The sequence below is a fragment of the Amycolatopsis halotolerans genome (genome assembly GCF_042647905.1).
Classification (GTDB): Bacteria; Actinomycetota; Actinomycetes; order Mycobacteriales; family Pseudonocardiaceae; genus Amycolatopsis; species Amycolatopsis halotolerans.
The window spans coordinates 66484-81827 of the sequence record NZ_JBHRWI010000056.1 but is presented as its reverse complement, the minus strand read 5'-3'; the positions used below and the strand labels follow the sequence as shown (position 1 = coordinate 81827).

General features: G+C 68.4%; 14 protein-coding genes and 1 riboswitch. Of the genes, 9 read left to right on the top strand and 5 right to left on the bottom strand.

Going from position 1 to position 15344, the window contains the following annotated elements; all coding sequences use genetic code 11:
* Positions 1 to 72 precede the first annotated feature (72 nt).
* Positions 73 to 1155, top strand: coding sequence for a redox-regulated ATPase YchF (ychF, locus tag ACFORO_RS37405; RefSeq protein ID WP_377873199.1), 1083 nt, complete (start codon positions 73 to 75; stop codon positions 1153 to 1155).
* 122 nt (positions 1156 to 1277) lie between these two features.
* Complete coding sequence (locus ACFORO_RS37400; RefSeq protein WP_377873198.1) at positions 1278 to 1841, top strand: hypothetical protein; 564 nt, start codon at positions 1278 to 1280, stop codon at positions 1839 to 1841.
* A 42-nt stretch (positions 1842 to 1883) separates the two neighbouring features.
* Here the strand turns inward: ACFORO_RS37400 and ACFORO_RS37395 are convergent, their stop codons facing one another.
* Positions 1884 to 2474, bottom strand: a complete 591-nt coding sequence (locus tag ACFORO_RS37395; protein ID WP_377873197.1) for a cysteine hydrolase family protein — start codon at positions 2472 to 2474, stop codon at positions 1884 to 1886.
* A 103-nt stretch (positions 2475 to 2577) separates the two neighbouring features.
* Here ACFORO_RS37395 and ACFORO_RS37390 point away from each other — a divergent pair, with 103 nt between their 5' ends.
* On the top strand, positions 2578 to 3555 hold the full coding sequence (locus tag ACFORO_RS37390) for a GlxA family transcriptional regulator (RefSeq protein ID WP_377873196.1): 978 nt from the start codon (positions 2578 to 2580) through the stop codon (positions 3553 to 3555).
* Positions 3556 to 3819: 264 nt separating this feature from the next.
* Complete coding sequence (locus ACFORO_RS37385) at positions 3820 to 5430, top strand: restriction endonuclease (RefSeq protein ID WP_377873195.1); 1611 nt, start codon at positions 3820 to 3822, stop codon at positions 5428 to 5430.
* 610 nt (positions 5431 to 6040) lie between these two features.
* On the opposite strand, the gene ACFORO_RS37380 is transcribed toward ACFORO_RS37385, so the two are convergent.
* The gene (locus tag ACFORO_RS37380; RefSeq protein WP_354740098.1) at positions 6041 to 6331 is read right to left on the bottom strand and encodes a 4a-hydroxytetrahydrobiopterin dehydratase; all 291 of its coding nucleotides are present in this window, start codon (positions 6329 to 6331) and stop codon (positions 6041 to 6043) included.
* A gap of 24 nt (positions 6332 to 6355) precedes the next feature.
* A riboswitch (TPP riboswitch) is annotated at positions 6356 to 6467 on the top strand.
* Positions 6468 to 6498: 31 nt separating this feature from the next.
* Here ACFORO_RS37380 and ACFORO_RS37375 point away from each other — a divergent pair.
* From ACFORO_RS37375 to ACFORO_RS37365, 3 genes are read left to right on the top strand one after another with little or no spacing between them, the layout of a single operon-like run.
* Complete coding sequence (locus ACFORO_RS37375) at positions 6499 to 7566, top strand: thiamine ABC transporter substrate-binding protein (protein WP_354740358.1); 1068 nt, start codon at positions 6499 to 6501, stop codon at positions 7564 to 7566.
* A complete protein-coding gene (locus ACFORO_RS37370; protein ID WP_377873194.1) occupies positions 7542 to 9179 on the top strand; it encodes an ABC transporter permease in 1638 nt (545 codons plus the stop codon). Before ACFORO_RS37375 ends, ACFORO_RS37370 begins: the two co-directional genes overlap by 25 nt.
* Entirely contained in the window at positions 9179 to 10186 is a 1008-nt protein-coding gene (locus ACFORO_RS37365) for an ABC transporter ATP-binding protein (RefSeq protein ID WP_377873193.1), read from the top strand. Before ACFORO_RS37370 ends, ACFORO_RS37365 begins: the two co-directional genes overlap by 1 nt.
* Before the next feature lie 9 nt (positions 10187 to 10195).
* Here the strand turns inward: ACFORO_RS37365 and ACFORO_RS37360 are convergent, their stop codons facing one another.
* From ACFORO_RS37360 to ACFORO_RS37350, 3 genes are read right to left on the bottom strand one after another with little or no spacing between them, the layout of a single operon-like run.
* Complete coding sequence (locus ACFORO_RS37360) at positions 10196 to 11074, bottom strand: ABC transporter permease (RefSeq protein ID WP_354740092.1); 879 nt, start codon at positions 11072 to 11074, stop codon at positions 10196 to 10198.
* Complete coding sequence (locus tag ACFORO_RS37355; protein WP_377873192.1) at positions 11071 to 12075, bottom strand: ABC transporter ATP-binding protein; 1005 nt, start codon at positions 12073 to 12075, stop codon at positions 11071 to 11073. The genes ACFORO_RS37360 and ACFORO_RS37355 overlap by 4 nt, the downstream gene beginning before the upstream one ends.
* Complete coding sequence (locus ACFORO_RS37350) at positions 12072 to 13160, bottom strand: LolA family protein (RefSeq protein WP_377873191.1); 1089 nt, start codon at positions 13158 to 13160, stop codon at positions 12072 to 12074. The genes ACFORO_RS37355 and ACFORO_RS37350 overlap by 4 nt, the downstream gene beginning before the upstream one ends.
* Positions 13161 to 13305: 145 nt before the next feature.
* Here ACFORO_RS37350 and ACFORO_RS37345 point away from each other — a divergent pair, with 145 nt between their 5' ends.
* Together ACFORO_RS37345 and ACFORO_RS37340 are read left to right on the top strand one after the other, a co-directional pair.
* A complete protein-coding gene (locus tag ACFORO_RS37345) occupies positions 13306 to 14016 on the top strand; it encodes a response regulator transcription factor (protein WP_377873190.1) in 711 nt (236 codons plus the stop codon).
* Entirely contained in the window at positions 14013 to 15338 is a 1326-nt protein-coding gene (locus tag ACFORO_RS37340) for a sensor histidine kinase (RefSeq protein ID WP_377873189.1), read from the top strand. The genes ACFORO_RS37345 and ACFORO_RS37340 overlap by 4 nt, the downstream gene beginning before the upstream one ends.
* Positions 15339 to 15344: the final 6 nt, after the last annotated feature.

Genomic DNA, 15344 nt, shown 5'->3' with positions numbered 1-15344 from the left:
AACCGACACGACGTTGCGGCCGCGCTCACCGGGTCGGCGGGGGTCTTCGCCGAGCACGTAGACTTACCGGCCGTGAGTCTCACCCTCGGTATCGTCGGCCTGCCCAACGTCGGCAAGTCCACCCTGTTCAACGCGCTGACGCGCAACGACGTGCTCGCCGCGAACTACCCGTTCGCCACGATCGAGCCCAACGTCGGCGTCGTGCCGCTGCCGGACCCGCGGCTGGACCAGCTGGCCGAGATCTTCTCGTCGGAGAAGACCGTGCCCGCCGTGGTGTCCTTTGTGGACATCGCGGGCATCGTGAAGGGCGCGTCCGAGGGCGCGGGGCTCGGCAACAAGTTCCTCGCGAACATCCGCGAGGCCAACGCGATCTGCCAGGTCATCCGCGTGTTCGACGACCCGGACGTGGTGCACGTCGACGGCCGGATCGACCCGATGTCCGACATCGAGACGATCAACACCGAGCTGATCCTCGCCGACCTGCAGACGCTCGAGAAGGCGCTGCCGCGGCTGGAGAAAGAGGCGCGCACCAAGAAGGAAGCGCGGCCGGCGCTCGAAAACGCCCAGAAGGCCAAGGAAATCCTCGACTCCGGGCGCACGCTGTTCCAGGCGCAGAAGGACATCGACGGCGAGGCGCTGCGCGAGCTGAGCCTGCTGACCACGAAGCCGTTCCTGTACGTCTTCAACGCCGACGAGGCCGTGCTCACCGACGACGCGCGCCGCGAGGAGCTGACGAAGCTCGTCGCGCCGGCGGACGCGGTGTTCCTCGACGCGAAGGTCGAAGCCGAACTTCTGGAGCTGGACGACGAGGAGTCCGTGCGCGAACTGCTGGAGTCCGTCGGCCAGCTGGAGCCGGGCCTGAACGCCCTGGCCCGCGCCGGTTTCCACACGCTCGGCCTGCAGACCTACCTCACGGCAGGCCCGAAGGAATCCCGTGCCTGGACGATCCCGCAGGGCGCGACCGCCCCGCAGGCCGCAGGCGTCATCCACACGGACTTCGAACGCGGCTTCATCAAGGCGGAGATCGTGTCGTTCGCGGACCTCGTCGACGCGGGCTCGATGGCGGCCGCGCGTTCGGCGGGCAAGGTCCGCATGGAAGGCAAGGACTACGTGATGACGGACGGCGACGTCGTGGAGTTCCGCTTCAACGTCTGACCGGTTTCGCGGCTGGCTTCCCCGGTCTTCGACCGATTGCCGGGGAAGCTGGAGCACGGTGAAAATCCGTCCGGAACGCTGCGGTAAGCCCGTTTGTCGGTCCTAGTTCGTATGATCCGCCTATGCCCGTGCTCTTCACACCCTCCTTGCCGGATCGCGAGGACGGGGGTCGCCTCGGTGGTGCGCCGCCGGTGGCGATTGAGGCGCATCCGCTTCTCGAGACACACCGCTATCTGCTGACTATCCCCACAGCGCCCGACAGCGAGATTTCGGTCCTGCTGCGCAACGGATTCGGCATCGGCGACAGCGACCTCGAATATCCGGACATGGCGATGCGCGCCCTGGTGCACGCGCCCGCACCCCGCGGCAAACGAACCAACCTGGGGTGGCCGGGGCTTCGTTCGGCGGCGCTCGTCGAGATGCCGGACGAGGAAGACTCGATCGCGCTGGTCCGGATCGCGGATGAACCGGTCCTGATCCAGAACGAACCCAGCTACGCCGACGCCGTGCGTGCCGATGGGCATCAGTTTCTGTTTCAGGTCAACGAAGAGGGCTGGCCGGTCGACGGGGAACTCGAGGACGTCATCGACGAGTACCTCTGGGGATACGGGTCGGTCTACTTCTATGGCACCCCGGGATCCGACGGGATTGTGCGCGAGGTTGTCGCGGGGTTCATCGACTTTTGAGCCTCGGCAGGACGGCGGACCTGCCGAGGCCGAAGACGCAAGTCAGTTCAGCTCGGCGACACTGGGCACCACCACGCCGTAAAGATCTCCGATAGTCGCCAAGGCGCTGTTATGCAGCTGCTCAGCACTAACCTCCCCAGCCGGAGCCAGCAACGGCCGGGTAGCGCAGGCATCGGCGACGACGGTCGGGTGGTTGCCGCGCAGGAAAGCCCCCTCGGTGGTGAACGTGACGCACATGTTGGTCATGAACCCGGCAATCACCACGTTCTTGTGCCCGGCCTCGTCAACCAGCGAGCCCAGGTCGGTGTTCACGAACGAGTTCGGCGCGCCCTTGACGACGACCGCCTCACCGTCGAGCGGGGCGACGTCTGGGTGGATGCTGCCGATCTCGGCGCGGATGTCGTACGGCGTGCCTTCGCCGCCGTCGTTGATTACGTGGATCACGGTTGTTCCGGCGGCGCGGGCCTTGGCGAGCAAGTCTTGAGCCGCGGTCAGCGCCGGACGCCAGCCGTCCAGTTCCATCACGCCGCGGGTGTAGGTGTTCTGGTAGTCGACCATGATCAGCGTCGCGTCGGCCAGTGTCGCCGGGGTCTGGTCGAGACCGTTCAGCTCCCGCAGCGTTTTCCTTGCCATGGTGGGGGTTTCCTCTCGTTTCCGGTTCGCACGATCGACGCTAGACTCGGCAGTGGATGTCGGCAATGACATGCAAGACGCAGAAACCGACATGAGGAGCGCGATGAAGGGGCTGCTGGTCGTCGTCCTGTTCGATCGGATCGACCTGCTCGACGTGACCGGGCCCGCTGAGGTGTTTTCCTTGCTGCAGCGGGAAATGGACCAGCCGACGGGGTACCGGGTGGTGCTCGCGGCCGGGACGATGGACCCGGTGACCACCTCTGCGGGGGTGCGGGTGTTGCCGGACGTGACCTTCGCGGAGTTGTCCGGGAAGGCGATTGACACGCTGATCGTGCCGGGGGCCGTGACGGCCGGGGAGAACGGGGAGATCGTCGCGCGATGTGACCCGGCGGTGGTCGCGGAGGTGCGGCGGCTGGCTGGGCGGACGCGTCGGGTGGCGTCCGTCTGCGTCGGAGCGCACATCCTCGCGGCGGCGGGGCTGCTCGACGGCAAGCGCGCCACCACGCACTGGTCGACGGCTCGACAGTTGGCTGCGGAGCATCCGGAGGTGACTGTCGACGCGGATCCGATCTTTATTCGCGACGGCAGGGTGTGGACCGGGGCTGGGCTGAGCGCTTGTCTTGATCTTGCGCTGGCGTTGGTGGCCGACGATTTCGGTCCGGAATTAGCGTCGAGGGTGGCTCGTCAGCTGGTGATGTTTTTGCGGCGGCCGGGTGGACAGAGTCAGTTCAGCGTGTCGTTGGAACCCGCGTCCGCGACTCGGCGCGTGGATGAGTTGCGGCACCACATCGCCGCACATCTGGCGGATCCGTTGACGGTCGCCGATCTCGCCGCGCATGCCCATGTGACGGATCGGCAGATCACGCGGGTTTTCAAGGCGGAGCTGGGGATGACACCCGCCGCCTACGTCGAGCACGCGCGGGTCGAGGCGGCGCGGCATCGGCTGGAGACGACTGACGAAACGTTATCGCGGATCGCTGGGGCTTGCGGATTCGGCACTGTTTCGACGTTGAATCGGTCTTTTCGGCGGACACTGAAGACGACTCCCAACGAATATCGGGAGCGGTTCCGCATTGGTTAGTTGAAGGGAGCCGCTATCCGAAGCTGTCGTTTGGGGCGATGGAGCGCGCGGGCCGGCAAGAGCGGCTAGCCGCTCGGTCCAAGTAGGCACTCTTCGTAGTCTCTGCTCGAAAACTAGCGCAGTAGGACCAATCGACTTGCGACGTCCGAGTGATCGCGCGGTGGAGACGCGAGTGGCAACCTAAAGTCGATCTGGGCAACGGGTTACTGCTGCTCCCGAGCCACATCCCAATTAGAGGTAGCCGAGGCGGAGGCGGGGCTGGGCATGGCGCAAAGCAAGGGGCAACAACGACGCGAGCGTGAGCGCCGAGCAGCCTTGCAAGCGCAGAAAGCTCAGGAGAGATTCATCGCTCAACAGCAGCGGGAAGCTGATCGTCAGCAGCGCGAGGCCAAGCGCGCCGAGGCGCAGGCGGATCGTGATCGCAAAGCGCAGTACCTCGCTGAGCGGGTCGCGGAAGCAGAAGAGCTCACGGCGGCGACCGCAGCAAGCTGTGAAAGGCTTGCAAGTGTCCTGCGCGCGGGCTTGACGCGTCGAACACCGCTCGACTTCCGTGGCATGCGCCTTGACTTCGTCGCTGAGGAATTGTCGGCGGGAAAACTGTCGGACGCGGAGCAGCCGCCGCTTTGGGAAGACTTTGCTCCGCCAGCGCCTGGTCTTCTGTCCCGTATGTTCGGTGGAGACGCTCGTTATAGCCAGGCGGCCCAGGAAGCTCGCCTCCGATTCGAGCAGGGGCAGGCAGCTCATCGGCAGCGGGAATCGCATCGTCTTGCCCAGCTCGAACAAAGCCGCAAGCGGCATGCGAACCGCGAGGAGGAGCGAAGGCGGCATGTCGATCAGCACAACGAACAGGTCGATGCGCTCCTGAAAGCATTCCGCCGCGGTGACCAGGCGGCTGTTGAACGTTGTCTCCGGCTGGCGTTGGAAGCGTCGCCAGTCCCAGACGGTGTTCCTCAGGAGGCAGAGGTCGGGTACCGGCCGGACAGCGGTCAGGTCCTGGTCGTTCGCGAGCTGCCGGACACGGAGGTGATCCCGACCGAAACGGTGTTCCGTTATGTCAAAGCGCGCGACACGATCGAGTCGACGCCGAGAAAACCTGCCGACGTGCGGCAGAGGTATGCCGACCTCATTGCTCAACTTGCGTTGCTCGTGCTGCGAGATACGTTCGCTGCGGCGCCGACTGGACTCGTCAGCGAGGTAACAGTGAACTGCCACCTTTCAACTACGGACCGGGCGACCGGTCAGGCGATCCGGCCATGTCTGCTCACTGTGTCGGCGTCCAGGGAGAAGTTCGACGAGTTGGTGCTCGACAAGCTGGAGCCGCGGCAGTGCCTCCGTCACCTGAATGCTCTGATGTCACCTCACCCGTATGACGTCGAACCTGTGAAGCCGATTTTCGATCCCGACTTGACGCGGTTTCGCCTCGTCGACGCCCACTCCGTAGCGGCGGGCTTGGATTCCCGCACAGTTCTGGTTGAGCAGACGCCGAACGAGTTCGAGCACCTCGTCCGTGAACTGTTCGAAGCGATGGGCATGAAGTCCTGGGTGACCCAAGCATCGCGCGATGACGGCCTCGACGCCATCGCGGTGAATCCAGACCCGGTCATGGGTGGTCTGGCGGTCATCCAGGCCAAACGCTATGTCAAGAGCGTTCCTGTCGAGGCCGTGAGGGCTCTCTGGGGCACGATGGAGGACAAGAAGGCGGGGACGGGCATCATGGTCACCACCTCGTACTACGGCAAGGCGGGTCATGATTTCGCGCAACGGAACGAACGCCTTCGGCTGATCGAAGGCCCAGAGCTGAAGCACCTGATCAAGGAATACCTCGGTCAAGATGTCATCGTCGGGGCGAAGGAGCCGCCCAAGAACCGTCGATGACGGGGATGTCGTTAATCCGGTGCCGAAGGTTCGAGTACTGACGCGCCCGAGGGCGGCGAGTAAGGGACCGACACCGTCGCGGGTGCCGGATACCTATCGGCCCAGCGGTCCACCATCCGGCTCCGGAACGCGGAGGTCCTTCTCGACAAGCTGTTCGCCTGCTACGAGCGGCTGCCGGAGAGCATTCGCCTGGACCTGCCGCTCAAGCAGGTCTGGATACTCGCCGAGAAAACCGGCTGACGCTCAGCCGAGCAGGCCGAGCACAATCATCGACAACAGGACGACAGCGGTCGAAAACACCGCGACCCACGTGCGCTGTGCGGCGGTGAGCTGGGCGGATGTGCTGTTCATGGCGAGTCCTAGCGGGGCGAGTGCCGATGATTCCGCTGGGATAGCGCCTTGATCTAGCTCACTGTTACCGCTTGTGATCAAGGTCACGCCGGTTGCGCGCGGTGTGCCACAGCACCCCGCCCGCGGCGGCCACCATCAGGCCGAACGAACCCATCCCTACCACGAGTGCCTGGACCATCCCGGCTCCTTCCGTCGCGTCTGTCCGGGAGACGCGCGAGGGGGCCGGTCGTTATGCCAGGGTTGCGGACGTCACACCTGGTCAGCGGGCTGCCAGCACCTCGTCGATCCGCCTGGCGAGTGCGAAATCGCGTTCGGTCAGGCCGCCTAGATAGTGGGTGCTGAGGCGGAAGGTCAGCGTGCGCCAGCGGATGTCGATGTCGGGATGGTGGTCGGCCTCCTCGGCGAGCACGGCCACCCGGTCCACCACCTCGATCGCCGCCGGGAAGGACGAAAGTTCGACTGTCCGCACGATGGTGTCGTCCTCGCGCCGCCACTCCGGAACGGTGCCGAGGGCCTGGTCCACCGCCGAGTCGTTCAATAGCTGAGTCATCACTCCATGGTGTCGGCTACGCTGCGGCATTGCCACGGGAGTCCGGTACGCCGGGCTGAGAGGCGGGCCTCGCACCCGCGACCGTTCGCACCTGGATCCGGATCATGCCGGCGTAGGGAGGCCGTATCGCTCTCCCTCATCCGGCGCAGTGCAGGAGGGGAAGAATGATGTCGCGGACCGTCCGCACGGTGGCCTGTCTCGCAGGGGTCTCGGTGCTCGCCAGCGCCTGCTCGCTCTCCAGCGGCGACTCCGGCGGGTCGTCCGCGAGCTCTGACCAGCAGACTCCGACCGTCACGCTGGTCACGCACGATTCGTTCGCCGCCCCGCAGGACGTGCTCGACGCCTTCCAGCGCCAGTCCGGGATCAAGCTCAAGATCCTCAAGTCCGGCGACGCCGGCGCGCTCACGAACAAGCTCGTGCTCACCAAGGGCAGCCCGATCGGCGACGTCGCGTACGGCGTCGACAACACCTTCGCCTCGCGCGCGCTCAGCGAGGGCGTCTTCCAGCCCTACACCAGCCCGGAGGCCGACCGCGGCCCGCAGCGCTACTCCGTCGACCCGCAGCACCGGCTGGCGGCGGTCGACCTCGGCGACGTCTGCGTCAACATCGACCCGGCCTACTTCGCGAGCAAGGGCCTCCCGGAGCCGAAGACCTACGACGACCTCGCCGACCCCAAGTACAAGGACCTGACCGTCGCGGAAAGCCCGGCTACCGCGTCGCCGGGGCTGGCTTTCCTGCTCGGCACGGTCGCGAAGTACGGCGAGAACGGCTGGCAGGGCTACTGGCAGAAGCTGAAGGACAACGGCCTCAAGACCGTCAGCGGCTGGGAGGAGGCCTACACCAAGGACTTCTCCGGCTCCTCGGGCAAGGGCCCGCGGCCGATCGTCGTGTCCTACGCCTCGTCGCCGGCCGCCGAGGTCGGCGAGGACGGCAAGCCGCGCACCAAGGCCCTGCTCGACACCTGCTTCCGCCAGGTCGAGTACGCGGGCGTGCTCACCAACGGCAAGCAGGTCCCGCAGGCCCAGAAGGTCGTCGACTTCCTGCTGTCGCAGCAGTTCCAGACGACGGTCGCGGCCAACATGTACGTCTACCCGGCGCGCCAGGGCGTCGAACTGCCCGCGGGCTGGGCCACCGCGGCGCCACAGCCGCAGACGCCGGCCACCATGCCCGCGGACAAGGTGCAGGCTGGCCGGGAGAAGTGGATCGGGGAATGGCGCTCGCTCATGGGCGCGTGATCCCCGCGCGCACCATCGGGCTCACGCTGCTCGGCTTGCTGCCGGTCGCGTTCCTGGTGGTGTTCTTCGCCTGGCCGGTCGTCGCGATCGTCGGCCGGGGGTTCTCCGCGGGCGGCGTCGACACCGTGCTCGGCGACCCGCAGACGTGGCGGCTCGCCGGGTTCACGTTGGCCAGCGCGGCCGCGTCGACGGTGGTCGCGGTGCTCGCCGGGCTGCCGGTGGCGTACCTGCTGGCGAGGGTCCGGCTGCCGGGCGTCGGATTGGCGCGGACGATCGTGCTGGTTCCGTTCGTGCTGCCGACGGTTGTCGTCGGTCTGGCTTTCCGGGCGATCTGGCCGGACGGTGGCGTGCTTCCGCTCGTGCTGGCCAACGCGTTCTTCAACGTCGCCGTCGTCGCGCGCACGGTCGCCGGGCTGTGGGCGCATCTCGATCCGCGAGCGACCGAGGCGGCGCGGGCGCTCGGTGCGTCGCCGTGGCGGGCGTTCCGGTCGGTGACTTTGCCTGCGCTCGGCCCGGCGGTCGCGTCCGCCGCCGCGGTGGTGTTTCTGTTCTGCGCTACCAGTTTCGGCGTGGTGCTGATTCTCGGCGGCGGTAGCTACCGGACGCTCGAGACCGAGATTTATCTCCGGACAGTCGACCTGCTCGACCTCTCCGGTGCGGCTGCGTTGTCGTTGATCCAGTTCGCGGCCGTGGTCGCTGCGCTGGTGCTGGGGGCGATGGCGCGTCGGAAGCGAGAGAACGCGGTGAAGCTGCGGTCCGCGCAGGTCACCGCGCGTCGGCCGCGCGGAGCAGAGTGGTGGACGGTCAGCGCCGCGGTCGTGGTGCTCGGCCTGTTGCTGACGCCGATCGTCTCGCTGCTCCTGGAGTCGGTGTCCACTTCGGACGGATGGAGCCTCGCCGGATATCGGGCACTGAACACGGTGGGGCAGAACGACGCGCTGCAGGTCTCCGGCTGGATCGCGGCGCAGAACTCGCTCGCCGCGGCCACTGATGCGACGCTGCTGGCGATGGCTGTCGGTCTGGTCGCGAGTGTGGTGCTGGTGGCGCTCCGCCGTTCGCCGGGAGGGCTCGCGCGCGGGATGGGCGAAACCATGGACGTCGCGTTGATGCTGCCGCTGGGCGTCTCAGCGGTGACCGTCGGCTTCGGCTATCTCGTGACGCTCGATGCGTTGCCCGGCGACCTCCGCACGTCGCCGCTGCTCGTGCCGTTCGCTCAAGCGCTGGTGATCATGCCGCTGGTGGTGCGGATGATCCTGCCGGTGCTGCGCGCTGTGGATGTCCGGCTGCGCCAGGCCGCCGCGACGCTCGGCGCGAGCCCGGCGCGGGTGTGGCGGGAGATCGACTTTCCGCTGGTCGCGCGGTCGGTGGTGGCCGCGGCGGGCTTCGGGTACGTCGTCGCGCTCGGAGAGTTCGGCGCGACCAGTTTCCTCGCGCGGCCGGACGCGCCGACGCTCCCGGTCGCCGTCGCGACGCTGATCAGCAGGCCGGGGGAGCTGAACAACCAAATGGCGTACGCCGCGTGCGCCCTGCTCATGGTGGTGACTGTGGCGGCGGTGGCGCTGATCGACCGGTTCGGTTCGGTCCGCGGCCGCAGCACGGTCGGGGAGTTCTGATGGCGCTCACGGTACGGGATTTGACTGTCCACTATGGATCTTTCGCCGCGGTCCGCGACGCGCGGCTGGACATCGCCGACGGCGAGGTGCTCGCGTTGCTGGGCCCGTCCGGTTCAGGCAAGTCGACGTTGCTGCGCGCGATCACCGGGCTGGAGCCGGTGTCGTCCGGTTCGGTGTCCTGGGACGGCACTGATCTCGCCGCGGTGCCGGTGCACAAGCGCGAATTCGGTCTGGTGTTCCAGGACGGACAGCTGTTTCCGCATCGCGACGTCGCCGCGAACATCGCGTTTGGCCTGCGGATGCACGGCGTGCCTCGAGAACGGCACGCGGCGCGCGTCGAGGAACTGCTCAAGCTGGTCGGCCTGGAAGGCTACGAACGGCGACGGGTGACTGAGCTGTCCGGCGGACAGGCGCAGCGCGTCGCGTTGGCTCGCGCGCTGGCTCCGGAACCGCGTTTGCTGCTGCTGGACGAGCCACTGTCCGGATTGGACGCTGGACTCCGCGAGCAGCTGGCCATCGACCTGGCGGATCTGTTGCGGCGCAGCAAGATCACCGCGCTGCTCGTGACGCACGATCAGGAGGAAGCGTTCACGCTCGCCGATCGCGTGGCGGTGCTCGATGCCGGGGAAATCCGGCAGGAGGGCGCGGTCCGGTCGGTGTGGAACAAGCCGGTAGACGAGAACGTGGCGCGATTCCTTGGCGTCACCACGTTCCTGGACGGCACCGCGGCCGACGGTGTGGTGCGGACCGAGCTGGGCACTGTCGAAATCACGGGAGTGGGCGACGGCCCGGTAAGGCTCGGACTGCGTCCGCACGGCTTGAAAGTCGCCAAAGAAGGTGTACTCGGCGAAGTAACCGCCGCGGTGCACCGGCGGGAGCATCTGCGCTTGGTCGTCCGCTGCGGAGAGTCCACTGTGGACGCGATCGCCCCGGCCGGGGCGGACTACCGGGCCGGCGACCCCGTCCAGCTCGAGCCGGATCCGGACGGGATCGCCGTGGTGGGCTGAACCCCCAGGTCAGCCGTCCCGGGTGACGAGGCGTCCGTAGGCGATCGACAGCCCCACCACGATGTAGCAGGCCGCGCGGACCGCGCCTTCGCCCATCATCGACAGCGTCATCGGATCCTGCAGGGCCGAGGCCGGGGCGAGTGTCCAGTTCTGCGTGAGCAGGAACGGGTGCACCGCCTTCAGCGAGCTGAGGAAGCCGAGAATCGTGAAGACGATGTTCATCGCCAGCACCGAGGCGACCACGAGCATCGGGTGCTCGGTAAAACTCGACACCGCCAGCGCGATCGCGCCGACCGCCCACAGCTGCAGCACGATCCAGCCGCCGACGAGCAGGATCCGCAGCAGCGCCTCGCCGAGCGACAACGTGGTGCCCGACAGCGTGAACAGCGAATCCGTGCCGTTGATGATCAACCCGGTGGCCACGCCGGTCACGCACATCGCGAGCACCGCGACCACGGACACCGTCGCGACGCCGAACGCCTTGACCGTCAGCAGCCGTCCCCGGCTCACCGGCGCGATGAGCCAGCCGCGCAGCGTGCCGTGCGCGGCCTCGCCGGCGATCGCGTCCGCGCCCGCCATCGCGGAGGCGAGCGGCAACAGCAGCGTGAGCGTCATGACCATCGCGGCGATCGGCAGCACGAACGCGTTGTTCACCGCCGACACCAGCAGCGCGCCGCCGCTGTCGTCCGGCGCGTTGCTCCCGGAGTTCTGGCCGACGAATGTCAGGCCGATCCCGATCACGATCGGCACCAGCGCCAGCAGACCCAGCACGGCGAGCGTGCGCGGCCGGTGGAAAATCCAGCGCAGCTCCGCGGCGATCAGCCGGAGCAACGGCACCGTGTCGTGTCCGGTCCGGCTCACCGGCACCGCGACCGCAGCGGCAGTCATGATTCCCCCTCAGTTTCTTCGCCAGCCGCCGATTCCCCTTCGGTCAGCCGCGCGAACAGGTCCTCCAGCCCGGTCCGCGCCCGGGTCGCCTCGTGCACCTCGACGCCCGCTTGCACGAGCACCTGCAGCACCCTCGGCGAAGGCGTCGCGGTGAGGTCGACGCGGACGCCGTCCGGCGTCAGCCGGGCCCCGATCCGGTTCTCCCGCAACGTTTCCACCGCCTGCTCGGCGTCCGGGGTGCGCACCAGCAGCGCGGCGTTCCCCGACTCCAGCAGGTCCGACAGCTCGCCTTGCGCGACCACCGTGCCGGACTGCAGCACTGCCACGTGCGTACAGGTCGCTTCGACCTCAGCGAGCAGGTGCGAGGAAACCACCACGGTCACGCCGTCGGAGTGCAGATCGGCGATGATACGGCGGATCTCCCTGGTACCCGCCGGATCCAGACCGTTGGTGGGTTCGTCGAGCACGACCATCCGGCGCGGCACCAGCAGCGCGCTCGCCAAGCCGAGCCGCTGCTTCATACCGAGCGAATAGCCCTTGTACCGGCGGCGCGCGGCGACCGACAGCCCGACCCGGTCCAGCGCGGAGTCGACCGCGCCGGGGATCGCGGACGAAGCCAGCCGGGGTTCGGCGGCGGCGAACCGCAGCAGGTTGTCGCGTCCGGAGAGGAACGGGTGGAAGCCCGGCCCCTCGACCAGCGCGCCGACGTCCGGCAGCGCGTGCGCGGACTCCTCCGGCATCTTCCGGCCGAGCAGTTCGACCTCGCCCGCGGTCGGGCGGACGAGCCCGAGCAGCATCCGGATCGTGGTCGTCTTGCCCGAACCGTTGGGCCCGAGCATGCCGAGCACGGCGCCCTCGGGAACGTCCAGGTCCACGTGGTCCACCGCGACCGTGCTGCGGTAGACCTTGCGCACCCCTCGGGTGCGCGCGGCCAGCGGGACCGCCGGGGCGGGCACCTCGTCCGAGATGCCCGCCCCGGTTTCGACCACGATGCTGGTCACTTGGCGCCCAGCGCTTCGTAGAGCACCTGCTCCGGGACCGCGCCGGCGGCGAACCGGCCGTCGTCGGTCAGTACCGCGCCGCCCACCTTCGTGGTGAAGAGGTAGCCGCTGCCCCACGGGCCGTTGACCCGCTTGGCGAACCGGCTCAGCATCTTCTGCACGTCCGCGCCGCCCTTTTCGTCACCCTGCGCCTGCTTGGGCTTCATCAGGTCCGCGGGCACCTTGCCGGTGACGACGGTGTCCCACCCGTCGCCGACGAACTTGGTCGCCTGCTTGGCCTCGTTCGCGAGCGCCTTGTCGCGGTCGTCGATCTTGGCCTGCTTCTCGGTCACCTTCGCGCCCTTGGGCGGGGTGAAGGCGAACAGGTCCGGCGACTGGTCGGCGAACTCGATCTTGCTGAACGCCAGCTCCAGCGCCGGGGCGGTGGTTCCGTTGCTCAGCACCGAAAGCCGCAGCGGCATCCGGGTCTGCGAGTCGACCGCGACGCGGATCTCGCGCAGCAGCGTGCGTTCGGTCGGCTTCGGCGTGAGGACCAGCTCGTACGCCGGGCGGTCGGCGACCGTCGCCGTGCCGTCGACCGCGACGTTGCTGCTCTCGCGCACCTTGGCCAGCAGTTCCTTGGCCGTGGTGGACGGGTCGGCGGCCTGGCCCTCGGTCGAATTGTGCTTGGTCGCGACGTCCGCCGGGATCGTGGTCTTGGTGGCGCTGTTGGTCTTGGAGTCGTAGTCCCACACGGTGTTGCCGTTGTGGACGATCGTCTCCTGCGTCTGCCCCTTGGTCAGCGACACCTTCGTCTTGCCGTCGCCGCCGCTGAACACCTGCGCCGAGTCGATGCCCAGCGCGCCCGCTCCCGGGATCGCGCCGGTCGCCATCTTCGGCAGGCCGAGGTCGTTGCTCACCGTCACCGTGCCGTCGAACGACACCGGCTTCGCGGTGGCCACCGACTGGACCAAGTCCTCCGCGCTGACCTGTGGCAGCTTCGGCGCGTCCCCCGCCGAGGCAGGCATCGCCACGACAACCAGTCCCCCGACACCGAGCGCGGTGCCGACGACGGCCGCTGTGATGGCCTTCTTCTTCGGATCCATCTCGTCTCTCCCTGTGTTCCCGGGCTCTGGTGGGCCCGGCTCCCGGTGCAGACGTTCCCCCGCCGAGGCTGAGATACCCCTGAATGTTCGGCCCGGCTAGCTGAGATCGCACTGAGAGTACGCGCGTCAACTGCACAAACCGGCCATGATGAGGATCGTGAAACCTCGGGTGCTGGTGGTCGACGACGAACCTGGCGTGCGCAAGGCGCTGCAGCGCGGCCTGCGCGCGGAGAACATGGACGTGGTCACCGCCGCGGACGGGCCGACCGGGCTGCAGCTCGCGCGGACCGGTTCGTTCGACGTCGTGCTGCTGGACATCATGCTGCCCGGCTTGTCCGGCTATCGCGTGCTGGAACGGCTGCGCGCGGAGAACGTGACCACGCCGGTGCTGCTGGTGTCCGCGAAGGACGGCGAGATCGACCAGGCCGACGGCCTCGACCTCGGCGCCGACGGTTACCTCGTGAAGCCGTTCTCGTTCGTCGTGCTGGTCGCCCAGGTGCGGGCGGTGCTGCGCCGTGCCGGGCCGGACGCGTCACGCGGTGCGCTGAAACTCGGTGCGCTGGAGGTCGACCGGGCGTTGCGGCAGGTCCGCTGGGACGGTCAGGAAGTGCCGTTGAGCCCGCGCGAGTTCGGCTTGCTGGAGGTGCTCGTCGGCCGTTCCGGGACGGTCGTGACGAAGGACGAGCTGCTGCGCGCGGTGTGGGGCGAGGAGCAGGCCGTCACGCGGAATCTCGTTGAGGTGTATGTGGGTTACGTGCGGCGCAAGCTCGACGCGGTCGGCGCGGGCTCGATCCTGCGGACGGTGCGCGGGCACGGCTATCTCGCCTCCGACGACCAGCTCGACGAGGTCAGGTGACCGGCTCGCCGTCGTCGTGGTGGAGCGGTCGTTCGCTGCAGGTCCGGATCACCGTGCTGGCCGCGGCGATCACCCTCGGCTGCCTGCTCGGCCTCGCCGCGCTGGCGGCCAACAAGCTCGACCCGCTGCTCACTGACTCGGTCGACGAGGAGCTGACCGCCGCGCTCGTCCCGGCGGCCGGTGCGGTCTCCACCGGCACGCCGTTGACCTCGGCGGACCCGGTTTCCGTGCGGGTGCTGGACATTTCCGGCGCTCCGGTCGACGGCCAAGCCCGGCCGAAACTGACCGAGCCGGAGGTCTCGCAGCTCAAGGCGGGTTTGCCGGTGCAGTCCGACGGATCGCGCTGGCGCGGCCAGGTGGTCAGCACGCCGAACGGCAGCCAGCGGCTGGTCGTGGCCGGGGCCGGGCTGGTCGGATTCGCCGCCGCAGTGCATTACGGCGGGCTGTGGCTGGTCGTGGTCGCGCTGGTCGGCGCGCTGGTGGCGGGCCTGGCGACCTGGCTGGTCGTTCGGCTCGCGCTGCGGCCGGTGGCTCGGATGCGCGGGCTGGTGCGCGCGCTGCCTCCGGGGTCCCGGCTGCCGCTGCCGACGTCGCACGACGAAATGCGCGCGCTGGCGGAGGAATTCAACGCACTGCTCGAACGTCAGGAAGAGGTCAGCCAGCGGCTGCGCAGGTTCACCGGCGACGCGGCGCACGAGCTGCGCTCGCCGGTCGCGTCGATCCGCGTGCAGGCCGAGGTGGCCGTGACGAATCCCGATCCGGAGCTGTCGCAGGAGACGCTCTCGGACATCCTCGAGGAGTCCGAGCGGCTGTCCGGCCTGCTCGACGGCCTGCTCACGCTGGCTCGCTCCGACGCCGGCGAGGTGCCGCCCGCGGAACCGGTCGAGGTGGTGTCCGAGGTCCGCGCGGCCGTGCGGCGGCTGCCGTCCGGGACGCCGAACACGCGGGTGAGCAGCGCGGTGGCGCAGGCTTGGGCGTCGGCGGCGCACCAGGAGGTCGAACTGGTGCTGGACAACCTGCTGCGCAACGCCTGCCGGTACGCGTCCGGGCAGATCGTGGTGTCCGTGCTGGCCTCGCGGTCGAAGGTCCGAGTCGTGGTGGACGACGACGGTCCCGGCATCGCGGCCGAGCACCGGAGCAAGGTGTTCGACCGGTTCTATCGGGTGTCCGACGACCGCGCGCGCTCGTCCGGCGGAACCGGGCTGGGCCTGGCGATGGTCGCCGAAACGGTGCGCCGCCGAGGCGGCCAGGTCCGGGTCGGCGAGTCGCCCGACGGCGGCGCGCGGTTCGAGGTCACCTGGCGGGCGGGAGCGGACCGGTGAATCCGG

Excerpts from the sequence above, each read along its gene's own strand:
- ACFORO_RS37400 (WP_377873198.1), top strand. The coding sequence starts at position 1,278 with ATGCCCGTGCTCTTCACACCCTCCTTGCCGGATCGCGAGGACGGGGGT.
- ACFORO_RS37395 (WP_377873197.1), bottom strand. The coding sequence starts at position 2,474 with ATGGCAAGGAAAACGCTGCGGGAGCTGAACGGTCTCGACCAGACCCCG.
- ACFORO_RS37390 (WP_377873196.1), top strand. The coding sequence starts at position 2,578 with ATGAAGGGGCTGCTGGTCGTCGTCCTGTTCGATCGGATCGACCTGCTC.
- ACFORO_RS37385 (WP_377873195.1), top strand. The coding sequence starts at position 3,820 with ATGGCGCAAAGCAAGGGGCAACAACGACGCGAGCGTGAGCGCCGAGCA.
- ACFORO_RS37380 (WP_354740098.1), bottom strand. The coding sequence starts at position 6,331 with ATGACTCAGCTATTGAACGACTCGGCGGTGGACCAGGCCCTCGGCACC.
- ACFORO_RS37375 (WP_354740358.1), top strand. The coding sequence starts at position 6,499 with ATGTCGCGGACCGTCCGCACGGTGGCCTGTCTCGCAGGGGTCTCGGTG.
- ACFORO_RS37370 (WP_377873194.1), top strand. The coding sequence starts at position 7,542 with ATGGCGCTCGCTCATGGGCGCGTGATCCCCGCGCGCACCATCGGGCTC.
- ACFORO_RS37365 (WP_377873193.1), top strand. The coding sequence starts at position 9,179 with ATGGCGCTCACGGTACGGGATTTGACTGTCCACTATGGATCTTTCGCC.
- ACFORO_RS37360 (WP_354740092.1), bottom strand. The coding sequence starts at position 11,074 with ATGACTGCCGCTGCGGTCGCGGTGCCGGTGAGCCGGACCGGACACGAC.
- ACFORO_RS37350 (WP_377873191.1), bottom strand. The coding sequence starts at position 13,160 with ATGGATCCGAAGAAGAAGGCCATCACAGCGGCCGTCGTCGGCACCGCG.
- ACFORO_RS37345 (WP_377873190.1), top strand. The coding sequence starts at position 13,306 with ATGATGAGGATCGTGAAACCTCGGGTGCTGGTGGTCGACGACGAACCT.